The sequence below is a fragment of the Methylocapsa sp. S129 genome (genome assembly GCF_009765995.1).
Taxonomy (GTDB): domain Bacteria; phylum Pseudomonadota; class Alphaproteobacteria; order Rhizobiales; family Beijerinckiaceae; genus Roseiarcus.
In genome coordinates this window covers 380,674-397,024 of record NZ_LMUI01000048.1, presented here as the reverse complement: position 1 = coordinate 397,024, position 16,351 = coordinate 380,674, and the positions used below count along the sequence as shown (strand labels likewise).

The 16,351-nt window shown below is 64.9% G+C and carries 15 protein-coding genes; 6 read left to right on the top strand and 9 right to left on the bottom strand.

Features of this window, described 5'->3' with window-relative positions; all coding sequences use genetic code 11:
- Positions 1 to 12: 12 nt before the first annotated feature.
- The 3 genes from GSQ90_RS27040 to GSQ90_RS27030 form a co-directional block, all read right to left on the bottom strand.
- Positions 13 to 807 carry an SDR family NAD(P)-dependent oxidoreductase gene (locus GSQ90_RS27040; protein WP_158818047.1) on the bottom strand — a complete coding sequence of 265 codons (795 nt, stop codon included), beginning with the start codon at positions 805 to 807 and terminating at the stop codon, positions 13 to 15.
- Complete coding sequence (locus GSQ90_RS27035) at positions 804 to 3,140, bottom strand: bifunctional salicylyl-CoA 5-hydroxylase/oxidoreductase (protein ID WP_158818046.1); 2,337 nt, start codon at positions 3,138 to 3,140, stop codon at positions 804 to 806. Before GSQ90_RS27035 ends, GSQ90_RS27040 begins: the two co-directional genes overlap by 4 nt.
- Positions 3,141 to 3,457: 317 nt before the next feature.
- A complete protein-coding gene (locus GSQ90_RS27030) occupies positions 3,458 to 3,910 on the bottom strand; it encodes a hypothetical protein (protein WP_158818045.1) in 453 nt (150 codons plus the stop codon).
- A gap of 400 nt (positions 3,911 to 4,310) precedes the next feature.
- On the opposite strand from GSQ90_RS27030, the gene GSQ90_RS27025 reads away from it, so the two are divergent.
- Entirely contained in the window at positions 4,311 to 4,748 is a 438-nt protein-coding gene (locus GSQ90_RS27025; RefSeq protein ID WP_158818044.1) for a hypothetical protein, read from the top strand.
- A 93-nt stretch (positions 4,749 to 4,841) separates the two neighbouring features.
- Here GSQ90_RS27025 and GSQ90_RS27020 read toward each other — a convergent pair whose 3' ends face one another.
- Both GSQ90_RS27020 and GSQ90_RS27015 read right to left on the bottom strand, forming a co-directional pair.
- Entirely contained in the window at positions 4,842 to 6,041 is a 1,200-nt protein-coding gene (locus GSQ90_RS27020; RefSeq protein WP_158818043.1) for a hypothetical protein, read from the bottom strand.
- Between the two features lie 272 nt (positions 6,042 to 6,313).
- Entirely contained in the window at positions 6,314 to 6,505 is a 192-nt protein-coding gene (locus GSQ90_RS27015; protein ID WP_158818042.1) for a GFA family protein, read from the bottom strand.
- A gap of 170 nt (positions 6,506 to 6,675) precedes the next feature.
- On the opposite strand from GSQ90_RS27015, the gene GSQ90_RS27010 reads away from it, so the two are divergent.
- Entirely contained in the window at positions 6,676 to 6,948 is a 273-nt protein-coding gene (locus GSQ90_RS27010) for a hypothetical protein (RefSeq protein WP_158818041.1), read from the top strand.
- Positions 6,949 to 7,055: 107 nt separating this feature from the next.
- Here the strand turns inward: GSQ90_RS27010 and GSQ90_RS27005 are convergent, their stop codons facing one another.
- A complete protein-coding gene (locus GSQ90_RS27005; RefSeq protein WP_158818040.1) occupies positions 7,056 to 7,829 on the bottom strand; it encodes a hypothetical protein in 774 nt (257 codons plus the stop codon).
- A gap of 490 nt (positions 7,830 to 8,319) precedes the next feature.
- Between GSQ90_RS27005 and GSQ90_RS27000 the strand changes: the two genes are divergently transcribed.
- Entirely contained in the window at positions 8,320 to 8,538 is a 219-nt protein-coding gene (locus tag GSQ90_RS27000; RefSeq protein ID WP_158818039.1) for a hypothetical protein, read from the top strand.
- 374 nt (positions 8,539 to 8,912) lie between these two features.
- Here GSQ90_RS27000 and GSQ90_RS26995 read toward each other — a convergent pair whose 3' ends face one another.
- Together GSQ90_RS26995 and GSQ90_RS26990 are read right to left on the bottom strand one after the other, a co-directional pair.
- Complete coding sequence (locus tag GSQ90_RS26995; protein WP_158818038.1) at positions 8,913 to 9,773, bottom strand: lytic transglycosylase domain-containing protein; 861 nt, start codon at positions 9,771 to 9,773, stop codon at positions 8,913 to 8,915.
- 138 nt (positions 9,774 to 9,911) lie between these two features.
- Positions 9,912 to 10,442, bottom strand: coding sequence for a MarR family winged helix-turn-helix transcriptional regulator (locus GSQ90_RS26990; protein ID WP_158818037.1), 531 nt, complete (start codon positions 10,440 to 10,442; stop codon positions 9,912 to 9,914).
- 176 nt (positions 10,443 to 10,618) lie between these two features.
- Here GSQ90_RS26990 and GSQ90_RS26985 point away from each other — a divergent pair, with 176 nt between their 5' ends.
- From GSQ90_RS26985 to GSQ90_RS26975, 3 genes are all read left to right on the top strand, one after another.
- On the top strand, positions 10,619 to 12,289 hold the full coding sequence (locus GSQ90_RS26985) for an AMP-binding protein (RefSeq protein WP_158818036.1): 1,671 nt from the start codon (positions 10,619 to 10,621) through the stop codon (positions 12,287 to 12,289).
- Positions 12,290 to 12,302: 13 nt separating this feature from the next.
- A complete protein-coding gene (locus tag GSQ90_RS26980) occupies positions 12,303 to 13,880 on the top strand; it encodes an NAD(P)/FAD-dependent oxidoreductase (protein ID WP_158818035.1) in 1,578 nt (525 codons plus the stop codon).
- Between the two features lie 354 nt (positions 13,881 to 14,234).
- Positions 14,235 to 14,582 carry a hypothetical protein gene (locus tag GSQ90_RS26975; RefSeq protein WP_158818034.1) on the top strand — a complete coding sequence of 116 codons (348 nt, stop codon included), beginning with the start codon at positions 14,235 to 14,237 and terminating at the stop codon, positions 14,580 to 14,582.
- An 86-nt stretch (positions 14,583 to 14,668) separates the two neighbouring features.
- Here GSQ90_RS26975 and GSQ90_RS26970 read toward each other — a convergent pair whose 3' ends face one another.
- Positions 14,669 to 16,225 (bottom strand): indolepyruvate oxidoreductase subunit beta family protein, encoded by a 1,557-nt coding sequence (locus GSQ90_RS26970; RefSeq protein WP_158818033.1) that lies wholly within the window; start codon positions 16,223 to 16,225, stop codon positions 14,669 to 14,671.
- Between the last annotated feature and the right edge of the window lie 126 nt (positions 16,226 to 16,351).

Sequence of the window (16,351 nt, the reverse complement as noted above, 5' to 3'; positions counted from 1 at the left end):
CATCGCCCCCTCTCACCCCGCCATGACTTCGCCGCCGGCGATGACGATCGCCTGGCCGGTGACCGCGCTGGCGCCGGACGAGGCGAGCCAGGCGACGGAATCCGCGACTTCCTCTGATGTCACCAGCCGGCCTTGCGGATTGCCGCGCACCAACGAGGCCTTTGATTGCTCAAGGCTTCGGCCGGTCTTGGCCGCGATGTTTTCGATCGCGCCCTGCACCAGCGGCGTGTCGGTGAAGCCGGGGCAGACGGCGTTGACGGTGATGCCCGTGCGCGCCAGCTCCAGAGCGAGGGCGCGGGTCAGGCCGATCACGCCATGCTTGGCGGCGCAATAGGCCGAGACATAGGCATAGCCTATCAAACCGGCAGTCGAGGCGACATTGACGATGCGCCCGAAACCGGCGGCGCGCATCTCCGCCAGCACGTGTTGGGTGACAATGAAAACGCTGTTCAGGTCAGTGTTGATGACCTTTTGCCACATTTCAAAATGCAGCTTTTCGAACGATTCCGACGGCGCTTCGCCGGCATTATTGACGAGAATGGCGACCGGCCCCAGAGCGGCGCGGGCGGCGGCGAAACCGCGCGCGACGGCTTCCGGGTCGGTGACGTCGAAACCGTCGGCGACGAAACAGGCGCCCTCGGGCAGGCTGTCGGCGACCGCCTCCAGCGGCGGCTTCCGGCGCCCCGCCAGCGTAACGCGCGCGCCTTCGGCGACAAGCCGGCGCGCGATCGCCGCGCCAATGCCGCCCCCTGCCCCGGTGACGAGCGCATGGCGCCCCTCAAGACGCTGCGATAGAGCCGCGCTCATTTGACGACCCCCGCACCCGCACTCGCAGCCGCCGCGGCGCGTTCGATGCCGGTCTCGTACTGCGCGCGGCCCGCATAATATTGCTTGGGCCAGGGTACGGACTTCACGCCGATCTTCGCCGCCTCATGCAGCGTCCAGTTCGGGTCGGCCAGATGCGGCCGCGCGACGGCGCAGAGATCGGCGCGGCCCGCCGCGATGATCGAATTGGCGTGGTCGGCTTCCGAAATCGCGCCGACCGCCAGCGTCGGCATATCCAGTTCATTGCGAATCTTGTCGGCGAACGGCGTCTGGTACAGGCGGCCATAGATGGGCTTTTCTTCCTTCACCACCTGGCCGGACGAGCAGTCGATGATATCGGCGCCCGCCGCCTTGAACATTTCGGCGAAGACCAGCGCATCCTCGGGCGTATTGCCGCCCTCGAACCAGTCATGGGTCGACAGGCGCACCGACATCGGCCGGTCCGCCGGCCAGACCGCCCGCATCGCTGCGAACACTTCAAGGGGAAACCGCGCGCGGTTCTCGTGGCTGCCGCCGTATTCGTCGCTGCGCAGATTGGTCAGCGGCGACAGGAAGCTCGACAGGAGATAGCCATGCGCGACATGCAATTCGACAATGTCGAGGCCGATATCCACGGCGTAATGCATCGCGCGGATGAAATCACCTTTCACGCGCTCCATATCCGCGCTCGTCATTTCGCGTGGGACTTGCGAATGCGCGAGATAGGGCAAAGCCGAGGCTGAAATCAGCGGCCAGTTTCCCGCCTCCAACGGCTGGTCCGTGCCTTCCCAAGCGACTTTGGTCGAGCCCTTGCGGCCGGCATGGCCGAGCTGCAGTCCGACTTTCGCTTGCGTCTCGCCATGGATGAAACGGACGATGCGCTTCCACGCCTCCGCCTGTTCGTCGTTCCACAGGCCAAGGCAGCCGGGCGTGATGCGCGCGTCAGGCGAAACGCAGGTCATCTCGCCGAACACCAGCCCGGCCCCGCCCAGCGCACGCGCGCCAAAATGCACCATATGGAAATCGCCGGGAACGCCGTCCTTGGCCGAATACATCGCCATCGGCGAAACGACGATGCGATTGGTCAGCGTCATCCCGCGCAGGCGATAAGGCGTGAACATCGGCGGCGGCACGGCCTCGTTGGCGGCGGGATGCAGGCCGTTGCGCTCGGCGAACCAGCGCTCGTAGCCTTCCAGCCAGGCCCGGTCGCGCAGCCGCAGGTTCTCATGGCTGATGCGCTGCGAGCGCGTCAGCAGCGAATACATGAATTGCTCGGGCTCGAGTTGGTCGCAATAGCGCGTTCCCACCACTTCGAACCATTCCATCGCATTGCGCGCCGCGTTCTGGATGCGCGCGACATCGACGCGGCGCAGCTTTTCGTAAGCGGCGAGCACCGGAGGAATGTCGTCGGGCGTATCGCCGAGATCGCGAAACTGCCGCGCGAGTTCGATCGCGTCGTCGATGGCGAGCTTGGTGCCCGAGCCGATCGCAAAATGCGCGGTATGCGCGGCATCGCCCATCAGCGCGATATAATTGACGCCGTTGAACGTGCTCCAACTGCCGCAGGTCAGCCGCGAAAAATTCAGCCAGGCCGAGCCGCGCAAATGGCGCGCATTGGTCATCAGCCGATGACCCTCCAGCGTTTCGGCGAACAGATTCTCGCAAAAGGCGATCGACTGGTCCTGGTCCATTGTGTCAAGGCCATGCGCCTTGAATGCTTCCTCCGTCGTCTCGACGATGAAAGTCGAAGTCTCGATGTCAAAGCGATAGATATGCGCCTGGAACCAGCCATGCTCCGTCTTGCGAAAATCGAAGGTGAAGGAATCGTAGCGCTTGTTGGTGCCCAACCAGATGTAGCAGTTGGGCCGCACCGACAGATCGGGCTTGAAGGCGATCGGATATTTCTGGCGGATTTTTGAATTGAACCCGTCGGACGCCACGATCAGATCGGCGTCGGGAAATTCACGGTCGGATTCCACTTCGCGTTCGAATTGCAGTTCGACGCCGAGCTGTTCGCAGCGCTTTTGCAGGATGTTGAGCATGCGCTTGCGGCCGATGCCGACAAAGCCATGACCCGTCGTGCGCATTTTGCGCCCCTTGAACAGAACCTCGATATCGTCCCAATGGTTGAACGAACTCTCGATCTCCGCCGCCGTCTGCGGATCCCATTCGCGCATGCTCTGCATCGTCGCGTCGGAAAACACGACGCCCCAGCCGAACGTGTCATAGGGCCGGTTGCGCTCGACGATGGTGACCGAATGAGCCGCGTTCTGCTTCTTCATCAGCAGCCCGAAATAAAGCCCCGCGGCGCCACCCCCGATGCAGACGATGCGCATAGTGCGAGCTCCTTGCATGATGAGCCGAGTCGCGGCGGGGATTATGGAGCCGGGCGCGCCCGAGGGAAAGGGCGAGCGGCAGATGCTTTAGGGATGAAATATATAGGATTGAAGGGATTGGTCAAGGGGCGTTCGAATTCAGACGCCGTCATTGCGAGCGGAGCGAAGCAATCCAGAGATCGTGCCCTTTGCCCATTTGTTAGCGGCGGTCGGGGCGCGGAGTCCTGGTTAGCCACCGTCACGACATCTGGATTGCTTCGCTCCGCTCGCAATGACGGCGCGCCCGTCCTGCGACAGAGCGCATCCCGGCAGAGCGCCTATTCCACCGTCACGTTAACATCGTTGTGAATCGCCTTGCCGCCGGGGTAAAATGTGTCAAATCCGAAATGGTCCGTCCCGACGAAATCGGGCTGGGGATGATAGGTCATGACCATTCCGACCGCTTTCTTCGGATTGCAATGGGCGCGCGGATTTCCGCGGGCGTAATTGGGAAAGTCCGATCCGCGCTCGACCGTCGCCTCGCCATTCGACGGGGGCGCGCCGAGGCGCATCGTGACGCCGGAAACTTCCGAGCAATCGAGATTCTGCGAAAAAGCGAAGCCGACCCGAACCGATTTCCCGCTCGCTGTCGTATAGTTTTTGGTGCGGCTGATCTCGCTGCCGCCATTCAAAACCTGCACGTTCTGGATCGTGGGCTGCGGGCCTGTGGAGGCGCAACCTGCGAGCACAAGAACCGGCCAGCCAAGCGCCGCCAAACGAACGAGTTTCATGGCCTCTCCCAATTCCCGGCGAGGTCGCCGATTCGCCAGATTGTCTCTAACATTCGCCAGGGGCGCCAACAATTGGAATCGACCCGCTTACGGCGTCCCGCGGCGGCGGCGTCACCCACTCCATCATTGCAATGACGGCGCGCCCGTTCAGCAGGCGCGAGAACGCGTCCCCGCGGGCGATCGCCAACCGCAACGCCGAGCCCCCTCAAAAGCAACAGCGCGCCGCCTCCTCTAATCGGAGGACGCGGGCGCGCGGTCGGGAGGGCATGGTGAGGGCGTAGCCGGGTTCGGGCGCTCCTTGAGGAGCGGCGCGCCTGCGCTATGGCGGGGATGGGACGGTCCGCTTTTCTTTCACATCGGACCGGCGCCGGGGGCGCCGTCCGCCAACGAGGACGGAACGATGAACAAACTTCTGACGCTCACCCTGGCGGCGCTCGTCGCGGCGCTGCTGTCCATGCCGGCGACGGCCGATGTCGTCAATAATGTAGACGCCAGCAAGGTCGTCGACGCCTGCTCGACGCATACCGATTGCGCGATCGGCCTCACCGGCGGCGGCGCTGTCGAAGCATGCACGCTGCAAGGAAAATGGTGCGCCGTTTGTTCGAAGGGAACCTGCACCGTCATGCCGCTTTCGGCCAAGATCAGCGGCCGCCTGGGCCTGTCAGGCAGCCTCACTTCGTCCCAGGCCAAAAGCCTCTTATCCGTCGGCCCTTCGAATCCAGCAAACGCCGCGCTCGACGCCCATGCGAATGCCGCAAACACGCTCGCCGCGCCAACAAAAAGTCCGCCCCTCTCCGGCGGCTTCGACAGGCCGATGCGCCTCGGCAAGATGCGCTAGAGCGCGCGGCGAAAAAGTGGATGCCGGTTTTTCGCGAATCGCGCGCGTTTTCAAGGAATCTAAAGCCCGGAGCAAGCGATGCCGGCGGGCGCCCTACTTGGCCGTCGGCTCGACCTCATAAGGAACCTGGAGATGCGAGCCGTCGCCGACATAGCCTTGCTCCGAAAGAAACTGCTTTAAGGCGAAGGGGAAAGCCAGCTTCAGCTTCTTGTCATCAGGACATTTGTCGATCGCGACCTTGATCGTGCATTTTTCGGGACCGAAGTCCGACGCATGATCGTAGCTGGCGAGCATTTTCGCCCAGGCCGCGTCGCCGCGCCCGACAAGCATCGAACTCGCCACCCATCCCGCGAGAAACCCGTTCGACTGCCAACTGTCCTCTTCCGTCGCATAGATTTCTTCGGAATTCAGGCCTTGCAGAAGACGGCGCTGATGCTTGGAATCCTTTGTCACATCGACCAAGGCGCCGTTCGCCAATTGCTGGATGCGCATCGGCGCGGCAGAACCCGCATAGGAATCGAAGGTGTAGAGAAAGCTCTGGTCGATCGACAGGAGGTAGCTGAAACCCGCATTGTCGAGGTCTTCGAAGGCATAGCCGCCGTCGCCGTCGAGCGCGCCGCCATCGACGACATTCCAAACGCCATCGCTGTTCAAAGAGGCGATCTTCGTGACCGTGCAGCAATGCGCCCCTTGCCAGAAATAAGTGAAGACAACCTGGGGCAGCGGAGATTTCGGATCGAGCCGGACGAGCGAAACCGCCGAAGCCGGCTTGTCCGCTATCTCCATCTTGAACGCCGGCTTGCCCTTATAGACGCCGATGGCGACAGCCACCGACATATTGTCGTCGCCCGGCCGTTTGGTGAGCTTGATGTCGAGATCGTCCTTATGGAGAGAGACGTCGCGCACGCCGTCATATTGCACGCCGGCGAGGATATTGGTCGCCGGCGCAGTCCAGGTCACGTCGGTGAAGCCCGATCCCTTCGTGAGATAGACGTCTTTGGGCGCGTTGTGCTCCTTGATCAGCGAATCGAGAAATTGACGCCCCGTATTGGGCTTCACCAGATAGGGCCCGCTCACCGCCGCGAACCATCCGTTCGCGGCGCGAACCACCATCGCTTTGGATGCGCGGTTGTTTTGCGCGGCCGCGATCGCCTGATCGGCATCCTGCCGGCTGGCGAGAACCGCCCAATAATGGTCGCCAGTCAGGTTGAGCTCAACGGCGGCCGGCGCCGCGGCTGCGCCGATCGGCGAGCCGGCGAGGCCAAGCAGAAGGAAAAGAGCGATCGCGCGCATAGCTGTCGTGGCTCAAGCTGTTGATCGCCAAGCCTACGACGCGCCTCGCCAGGCCGCAATCGACGGTGCAGGCGGAGAGCGCGCGCAATCCGCGTCGCACCCCTGTATCGCGCATTGTCATTGCGAGCGGAGCGAAGCAACCCAGGCGCCGTGGCGTCTGCTGATTGAGGCCGCGCATTGCAAGCGCCGCGAACAATCGAGCAAAGGTCACGACACCTGGGTTGCTTCGCTCCGCTCGCAATGACGGGCGGGCGCTTTCCGACTTCGGCTCTTCACTGCGTCGGCATGCGCTCGAAGCTGGGTAGGCCGTCGGGGATGTGATGGAACGCCTGCTTATCGATGGTGAAGATCGCCATCCGCGGCGCGCCAAACAGGCTGGGATCGTCGAGCGCGCCGGCCTTCAGGATGACCGCGGCCATATCCAGGCGCCGCGTGGTCAGATGCGTGCCGCATTCCGCCCTCAAGCTTCATGACATCCTGTCCTGTTTGCTTTCCGACAAGCCTACCGGTGGGCGACGGCGCGCGCGAGGCCTGCGCCTACGTCCGCGCGAGATGTGGCAAACGCCACATCATCGGCGGCGAAACCGTTCCACAAGCAAGGCCGACCCGTCAAATGCGGGTAAGGAGGCGGGCAATGGAGAAGGTTGAATTTCTCGATGACGAAGGCGAGGCGCTTGGCCTAAGCTTGCGCGAGGTTCAATCGACGACCCGGCGCCAGCTCTTCGCGTCGCTTGTGGCGGCTGTCGTGATCGCCGTCATTGCGGGGTTGATGGCGGTCAGGCCGGCCTATCGCGATACGACCGAGGCGGCTGCGCCTAGGTTTGCAACGGTCCAGCAACCGTCATGGGCGACGCCGCCGGGACAGCGCGTCGCGGCCGCTGTGCGGCATGGGATTGAGCTGCCATAGGCCTTGCCGATTCGAAGCGATCGGGCGGGGCGCCGGAGGGGATGTGCCCAGGGTTTCCGGGACGACGCGTTAATTAGACGGCCGCCGCTCCAGGGACGCCACCAGCCTCAATTGGGATAGCCCGGGGCCAAAGTTCTGCTGGCCGCATCCTTCGCAGCGGCGCGCAACGCGTCGACGCGATCCTTCTCGCGCGCGAGGTCGGCGAAGGCGCGCTTCAGATGGGGCGCCGCGGCGGCCGGCGCGCGCGGCAGGATCAGCCCGGGATCGACCTCGCGGATCGCTGAGAACAACGCCGTCGCAAAGCAGATTTCGCGCAGATTCATGTAATAAATGAACAGTTTCTTCCATTCATGCGCGGCCTCCGGCGACGCGACGCGTCCATCGGCGCGAAACTGCGCGAGATACAGGCCGAAGCCAAGAAAAGCGGCGGTGAAATCGGTGCGCATCTCCTTGAAGGCGGGGTCGCCCGGCGGCGGGCGGTTTGCGCCGAAGTCGAGGATGGCGTGCGCGACTTCATGCGCGAGCACGGCGATGAGATCAGCGGGAACGCCGAGCAGGCTCACATCATAGGTAATCTCGCAGGCGTGTTCGCCACGCCGGTAGGTTCCGGCGGCCGTCGATTTCGGTTGGACGGGCAGGCTCAATCCGCTTCGCTTGTAGCGCGCGCTTTCCTCGCTCGCGACGAGGCGGACCTGAAGCCGGGGCGCGCCAGAATAGCGCAGCACATGCGCGAGCAGTTGCTCCGCCAGGGCGTGGCCGCGCGCGCCGCCGGATGGAAATACTTTCTCCGACAGCGGCAACAATTGCGCTTTCGCAAACGCGGCACGGTGGCGATGAGCGGTCAACAGCCAGTCCGCCTGTTCGAACATCCAATCCGTCATCGCGGGTTCGAGCAAGGGTTTGCTACGGAACGGCCACAAACCACACCCTCCCTCGACGTCGCTTTCGTCGCCAACGTTAAGCATAGCGGCAGAAAACAGCGCGTGCGAGGCCCGCATCAAGGGCGGCCGACGGCGCCATGCGGCCTTGGTCGAAGCCTTGATCGTGGCGGTCGCCGATGGCGCCCACAGCTACAAAGGCGCTATGACGCCGCCATTTCATTCGCAAAGCCGGAATCCCGAGATTGAACGCTCTGATGGAGCGGATGTCGCCGACGGGCGGCAAACCGTCGTTCCGGGCTGGCCTGTTCGGCAGGCGATGAACCCCAAGCCATCGACCGCCCGTCAACCAATCATTAACCATAAATCCATTAAGCAATTGAAGTCCGAATCAATCGGGCGCGTTCGGCCCCGCATGGATTGCTCTCTCTATCCAGCGCGTCGCCAATGCCATGACGGCAGTCTCCTTCCCTGACGAGAAAGGCGAGCTGTCATGCCCATTTCCGCAATTTCCCTTGTCGACCAGCGCACCCTTAATTCCGGCCGCTGGATCGCCGCCGCGCGCGCCAACCGGCCGCAGCAGGCCGCTCCCGCGCCAGCAACGGTCGAAGCCGTGGCCATCGACGGTCGCGACGAGGACGATGCATCCACATGGGGGCCGCAGCGCGCCATGACCCTTGCAGCGGCCCAGGCGGCCTACGCCTCCAATTGACGTTCTGATCGTTTCCGGACGGCGGCGGCCCGCACTAGGCGCGGCGCGCGAACCTTGAGCCAGCCCCCAAACTGAGCCGGGCGCTCCCCACTAGCGCGGCCGGTCCCCCGATCAGCGGACGCGCCGAGCGCATCATCGCGCTAATGATGCCGCCAGCCCGTAAGGGGTCTCTGCCGGCTCCGGCGGCGAGCCGTCTTGAAAACGGCGGCCGCCCCATCCAAAATGTGTCGATGACGCCGTGAATATGATCGTTGATTGGTTTCGCGTATGGCTCCAGCGCTGGTCCGATTGGATGGATGGCGCGCCCCTGTAATCGCCATCCCGCGCCGACCTCAGCGAAAGACCCAGCGTTCGGCTTAGGCCCCCGCACTCTCTCAACTGCGCAGCACGACGCAGGCGCCGCCCGCGCGCAGGATTTTCGCGCAAAGCGCGTCGGCGGCCGCGCGCGTCGCCGCCGGCGCGCGCACGCCGTAGAACCGACCGAAGCCGCGGCTGCGCATGCGCCCGCCGATGACCATGGGTTCGACATCGCCGAGAATGGCGGCATAGCGGCCGCGCACGCGCATATAGGCGGCGACCGCCGCCGCTTTCGAGAAACTGCCTGAAATCTGTACGCCCCAGGGCGCCAGCAACGGCGCAGCGGCGATCTCGTCCGCCTGCGGCGCGCGAACGGCGGCGGTCTCCTTCAAACAGGATTGTTCGGGAAAAACCGCATCGTCGGTCAGTTTGGCGACGATGGCGACATCGGTCCAGTCCTCGACGGGATGACGCGTGATAGCCAGGATATAGTCGCGCGTCTCGGCCGGCAGAAAGCCGCCGGCGAGCCAATTGGCGACGCGAGTCGGACCGGCATTGTAAGCGGCGGCGGCGAGGCCCAGATTGCCAAAACGCAGCCTGAGCTCGGCGAGCAGCTCGGCGGCTTTCGGGATCGCCTCCTCGGGATCGAAGGGATTGGCGAGGCCGCGGTCGCTGGCGGTGCCCGGCATGAATTGCGCGATGCCTTGCGCGCCGGCTGGGCTGACGACGCTGGCCTGAAAGCCGCTTTCCCGCCAGATCAGCCGCGTCAGGAACGCGACCGGCAGACTCTGCGCCCGCGCCGAGGTTTCGATCAGGCGGCAGACAGAATCGGCGAGCGATTCCATGCCGCCCCCCATGTCGTCACGCCCCGACGCGACGGCGCGGGCGCACAGCAGGAAGAGCAAGGCGAAGGCTGCGGGGATCGAACGTTTCAGCATCGGGATCGCTCGTCCTGCCATCTCTTGCGCGACGAAACGCACACAGTTTAGGCGAACCCGTTTCTCACGCCAATGTGACGATTGTTGGCAAAAAAATTTCCATCGTCGGCGCAAGCGCGCGAGCTGGCCGGCGGCGCATCACGCCTCCAGTTCGGCGCTGTCGAGCTGGCGCTTGAGCGCGCCGAGATTGGCCAGAAGTTGTTTCTTGTCCGACGCTTCGAGACCGGAGAGCAGCGAGACGGTCCAGCTTTCATGCTCGCGCGCCATGGCGAGGAAGCGGCTGCGCCCCTGCTCGGTCAGGCGCACGAGAATGGTGCGGCGGTCCTTGGCGTGGGGCTCGCGCATGACGAAGCCCTCCTGCGCGAGGCGATCGACGAGGCCGGTGATGGCGCCATTGGTCACCATCATATGTTTCGACGCATCGGTCATCGTCAGCACGCCGCCGGCGCGCTCAAGCTGGGCGAGGAGATCGAAACGCGCCAAAGAAATGCCAAAGGCGCTGGCGATCTTGCGCTGCAGAACCGTTTCGATGCGGCTGGCGCAAGCCAGCAGCCGCAGCCAGATCCTGATTTCCAGATGCGCCTCGGGCGCGGCCGCCGGCGCCGGCGGCGCGCCGGGCCTCTTGAGCTTCACGCGCGGCGGGCTCTTGCGTAACGCCACTTTGGCCATCGGATGTTCCGCCCGGGATAGGAGACAAAAGAGGAGCGATGCGCCAGGAATCGCCCAGTTCGGTCTTTCCTTTACCGCGCGATAGTCCAATACTCAAATTTCGAGTCCTGTTGCATCTCGGGTCGCATGAACGAGAATAGCGCGCCAGCCCGCGCAATCTCTTGGGAGTCCTGACTATGGCTGAAACGATCGCCTCCGGAAAAGCCACGGCGGATTCGCCCAGCGGCTACGCCGATTCCTTTGCGCGGGACAATCTGCCGCCGCGCGAACAATGGCCTGACCTGATTTTCACGCGCGAGGAGTTCCGCTACCCGCCGCGCCTCAATTGCGTCAGCGCCTTCCTCGACCGCTGGATCGCCGAGGGGCAAGGCGAGCGCCTTTGCATTCTGGGCCTTGAGGAAAGCCTCACCTATCAGGCGCTGCAGGCGCGCGTGAACCGCCTCTGCAATGTGCTGGTCAACAAACTCGGGCTGAAGACCGGGAACCGCGTTCTGTTGCGCTCGGCCAATAGCGTGACGATGGCGGCGGTCTATCTGGCCGTGCTGAAGGCGGGCGGCATTGTCGTAGCGACCATGCCGCTGCTGCGCGCGCGCGAGATCGCCTATCCCCTCAACAAGGCGAAGATCGCGCTCGCTCTTTGCGACCATAATCTCGCCGCCGAGATGGAAGCGGCGCGGCCGCTGGCGCCGGGGCTGGAGCGGATCGTCTATTGGGGCGGCGGCGGCCCCGATTCGCTGGAAGCGCTGAGCGCCGAGGAGAGCCCGCTGTTCGAGGCCGCCGACACCGCCGCGACCGACGTCTGCCTGATCGCCTTCACCTCGGGAACGACGGGCGAGCCCAAGGGCACCATGCATTTCCATCGCGACATGCTCGCGGTATGCGACGGCTTCGCGCGTCAGGTGGTGCGGGCGGGCCCTGATGACCGGTTCATCGGCTCGGCGCCTTTCGCCTTCACCTTCGGCCTCGCTATCCTTCTGTTTCCGATGCGCGTCGGCGCCGTCTCGATCGTGCTCGAGAAGGCGGGACCCGACGATCTCGCGCGCGCGATCGGCCGCTTTCGCGCGACAGTCTGTTTCACCGCGCCGACCTCCTATCGCGCGATGCTGGCGCGCCTTGGCGATTATGATCTGTCGTCGCTGCGCCGCTGCGTTTCGGCGGGCGAAGCGCTCGGCAAGGCGACATTCGATAGATGGCTGGCGGCGACCGGGTTGAAGCTGATCGACGGCATCGGCGGTACGGAAATGTTGCACATCTATCTCAGCGCCGCCGAAGACGAAATTCGCCCCGGCGCGACGGGCAAGCCGCTGCGGGGCTATGAGGCGAAGGTGGTGGACGAAGAGGGGCGCGACCTTCCCGCCAACAATGTCGGCCGGTTGGCGGTGCGCGGGCCCATCGGCTGCCGCTATCTCGCCGACGCGCGCCAAACCCAATACGTACGAGACGGTTGGAATTTTCCCGGCGACAGTTTCCTCGTCGATGACGACGGCTATTTCTGGTACCGCGCGCGCTCGGACGATATGATCGTTTCGGCCGGCTATAATATCGCCGGTCCCGAAGTCGAGGCGGCGCTGCTGACCCATCCCGCCGTCGCCGAATGCGGCGTCGTCGGCGCGCCCGATGAGGCGCGCGGCACGATCGTCAAGGCCTATGTCGTGCTAGGCCCCGATGCGAGCGCGCCTTCGCCCGACCTGGTCAAGCTGCTGCAAGACCACGTCAAGGCGGAAATCGCGCCCTATAAATATCCTCGCGCGATCGAATTTCTGGACGCGTTGCCCAAGACCTCGTCCGGCAAATTACAGCGCTTCGCCTTGCGCGCGATGGCGGCGGGCGCGGACAGTGCGAAATAGGAGGGGCGAAGGAATGGCGTTCGACTATGTGATCGTGGGCAGCGGCATCAATGCTTTGGTGGCGGCCGCGCTTCTGGGCAAGAAGGGCAAGAAAGTTCTGGTGCTGGAGCGCAACGACCGCATCGGCGGCTGCATCCGCACCGAAGAGATCACCGCGCCTGGCTTCATCCACGATGTGATGGCGACGACTTTCGTTCTGTTCATCGCGTCGCCCGCCTATGCCGCGCTTGCCGGCGATCTTGCCGCGCGCGGGCTCGAATTCGCGCATTCGCCCCTTCCCACAGGCGTGTTGCTGCCCGACGGCCGGCGCCAGATTTTTGCGATGGACCGCGCGCGCAATATCGCCGCCTTCGAGGCGCTCGCGGCGAGCGATGGCGCGCGTTACAGCGCCGATATGGACAGGCTCGGCGCCGATGCGCCCTTCCTGTTCTCGCTGCTCGGCGGCTCGCTATGGTCGTGGGGCATGTTGAAAAACGTCGCGCGCGAGGCCTGGAAGCGAGGGCCGCGCGGCCTTGCCGCCTTCTTCGGCCAGGCGTTGCTCCCGGCCCGCGCCTGGCTTGAACAACGCTATCGCTCGCCTCTGTTCCACGCGCTCTGGGCGCCCTGGGTGCTGCATTGCGGGCTTGGTCCGGAAAGCGCCTATTCCGGCCAGATGACGAAAGTGATCGCTTTTGCGCTTGAAGCCGCCGGCGCGCCGATTGTGAAGGGCGGCGCGCAAAAATTGCTGCAGGCCTTCGAGGCGCTGATCAAGGACAATGGCGGCGAAATCCGAACGTCGGCGGATGTCGCCGCGATCCTGCGCGACGACGCTGGCGCGGCGCGCGGCGTCAAACTCGCCGATGGTGCGGAAATCGCGGCGGCGCAGGGCGTGATCTGTTCGGTGACGCCGAACCAGCTTTACGAGCGCCTCCTGTCGGATGGCCCAAAGCCGCCGGAGGTCGCCGACGCCCTCGCCGGCTATCGCTACGGCAAGGGCAATATGCAGATCCATTATGCGCTGAAGAGCGCGCCGCAATGGCGCGACCCGGAGCTTGGCAAAGTCGCGCTGCTGCATCTGACGCCCGGCCTCGACGGCGTCTCCAAAGCCGCCAACGAGGCGGAGCGCGGCATGCTGCCGGCCGAACCCACGATCTGCGTCGGCCAGCCGACGGCGCTCGACCCCAGCCGCGCGCCCGAGGGCGCGGCGATCCTATGGCTGCAGCTTCCCGAAGCGCCGCGCTTCATCAAGGGAGACGCAGCGGGCGCAATCGCCGCGCCGACGGACGGCAAATGGAACGCGGACATCCGCGAGCGTTTCGCCGACCGCGTCGAGGCGCTGCTCGCCCACCACATCGAAGGGTTCCGCGAGACGGTGATCGCCCGCAAGGCCTATTCGCCCGCCGATCTCGAAGCCCTCAACGTCAATCTCGTCGGCGGCGACCCCTATGGCGGTTATTGCGGCATCGACCAGTTCTTCCTCTGGCGCCCGCTGCCCGGCTCCATCAACCACAAGACTCATGTGCCGCGCCTCCACCACATCGGCGCCTCGACCCACCCGGGGCCGGGCCTCGGCGGCGGCTCCGGGTTCCTGGTAGCGCAGGCGCTGAGGTGACATGTCCTTCCCCCCTTGCGGGGGAAGGTGGTCGGCGGAGCCGACCGGATGAAGGGGTTGTCGCGCGGAGCGCGACGGCTTTGAGCCTCGGAGATCAATCACGAGAGTCGTTTCACAAAGCTAATCTGCCCGGCGTATAGTTCCCGGCAATCGTTCAAAGCCGTCTCGCTCCGCTCGACTCCCCTTCCGACCCGACTTCGTCGGGCCACCTTCCCCCGCAAGGGGGGGAAGGATCGCGACGGCTCTTAAGCGCCCCCACGCCGCATTACCTTGAACGCCGCCGACCGCCGTGCGAACGTCATACGCCAGCGCCGCCCAGGGACGAGCGGCGCCTGCCAGGCGCGGGGGAACCCAATGAGTTCGACGCCTCCCAAAGAGCCGCGCCCGCGCGTGCCGCCGCCCGCCGGTTATCGGCAGGGCATCATTTCGGCAATCACGGTCCTGCTCGGCTTCTCGCTTCTGTTCGTGCGCTATTGGAATTTCGAGGCGCCGGGCGAATGGACAATCGCCTCCGGCGTCGCGGCGTTCTTGCTCTCGCTGGCGATTCTGCTCGAATTGACCGCGCTGTGGCGATCGTTGCGCATCGAGGATGACGACGAAACCGAATATCGAAAAACATTGCGCTGGTTCGTCGCCGCCACGGGCGTACTTCTGGTCAGCCTGCTGCTCGCGGCGCTGATCGCTTCGCATGTCCTGAGTTGATGCGCCGCCTCTGTAGCCGCGGTCGCTGACCGCGGCCCTTTCGGCTGGCTGCGACCGCGCTCAGCGAGCGCGGCTACGCGGGCGCCTTAAAGCGTCTCGACCGTCTTCAGCGCGCCATCAAGCGCAACGCCATTCTCATCCAGCAACGCCGCTTGCACCAACCGGCGCAGCCAGTCGGCGCCGTCATCGCGCGCGCTAAGCTTCGGCACGGCGCTGATCACCCGGTCGTATTTTGACAGCCCGCGCGCATGGGTGTCGGAATAGCCCTTCACCAGCCGGCGGGCGGCGACAATCTGGACGGCGAGATCATAATGGCCGACCTGCCGGCGCGCGAGGTCGAGCCAGGCGTCCAGATGCGCGCGCTCATGGCGATGGCGCAACGTGCCGCGCCGGAAGCGGCGCAGAGCCGAGACGAAATAGAGCGCGAGAAACCAGCGCACCGTGCCGGTCTGCACGCGCCGGCCCTTGTTGAAAAGGCGATCGATTCCCGCAACGATCCTTGGCCGCCGCTCGATCCAGCCGCCAACGCCCGCCGGCAGGAGCCCGATGATTTCCTCGGCGCGCGGATGCATATATTCGGTGGTGTAGACGAGTTGGTCAGGCTCGGCGAGAACCTCGTCGCGCACGCGCTGAAAGCGCTTCGCCCGCGTCTTCAGATCGGCGACGACGATCACATCGTCATAGGCCATCGCCACCGCGACATGCTTGGCGGCCTTATCGGTCAGCGCATAGTTCCGCGCGGCGCCGCCCGCCTCTTCATCGAGGGCGAGAATGCCTACGAGCCGGTCGAGATATTCCTCGGCATAGGCAGGATCCTGGAAATCGACGAGGCGCTTGACGCCGGCGAACAGCATGGGGTGAACGCCTGGCGGAAATTCTTTGCGGATGCGCGCAACCAACGCGTCAAGCGCGGGATGGCCGGCCGAGTCCGGCAGCGGCTCAAACCGCTTGGGCCGGGTGCGCGACAAAAGCTCGGGCGCCGTCTTGGCCTGCGCGCGGTCGAGGCCGGCGGCGAAGGCGTTGAGACTCGGCGCGATGCCCTTGCCGCCCGCGGCGATCACTTTCTCGAACGCTTCGCGCGGGAACGGCAGCACATCGGCGCCGGCGAGCGCGCCGAACATCGTCGCCGAAATCACGCTGCCATGCTTGGCCGCCAGCGCCTCCATGTCGAAGGATAAGGTGCGTTTGGCGGCGACGCCCGCTGCGTCGGTCACAGCGACGGGATCGCCGATCCCATCGCCCGGCTGCGTCTTCTCCACCACGGCGAAAGAGCGATGCGTCGAGGCGATCAGCACTGTCTTTTCCGGCGTAACGAGGCCGCGCAGCATCGAGCGTCCGGCCTCCATCCATTCGGCCGCCAGCACGATATCGACATCGCCGGGCGAGGGCATCAGCGACAGGACCGGCGCGAGACCGTCCTTGGCCGGCAGCATTTCGATATAATAAATGGTCGCGCCGGTGCGCTGAGCGACGCCGGGCACCGAGGTCGATTGCGCGCACCAGCCGCAGGATTCGGCGAGCGCGACGATCCAGTCGCTGAGCACGCCGCCCCCCTGCCCGCCCATCGCCAGCACGGCAAGCGAGATCGGCTTATCCGTGTTGAGCCGGAACGGTTCAGGCTGCTGGGAAGCGATGTCGAGCATGGCTACGATCCAAGTCCAGCGATTTCAGCGGACAGGAAGCCGAACGACGGGCACAAGGCGCGGGAATCCCCTCCCCCCTTGTGGGGGAGGGTTAGGGAGGGGGGTCGCGCCGCCCTCTCAAAATCT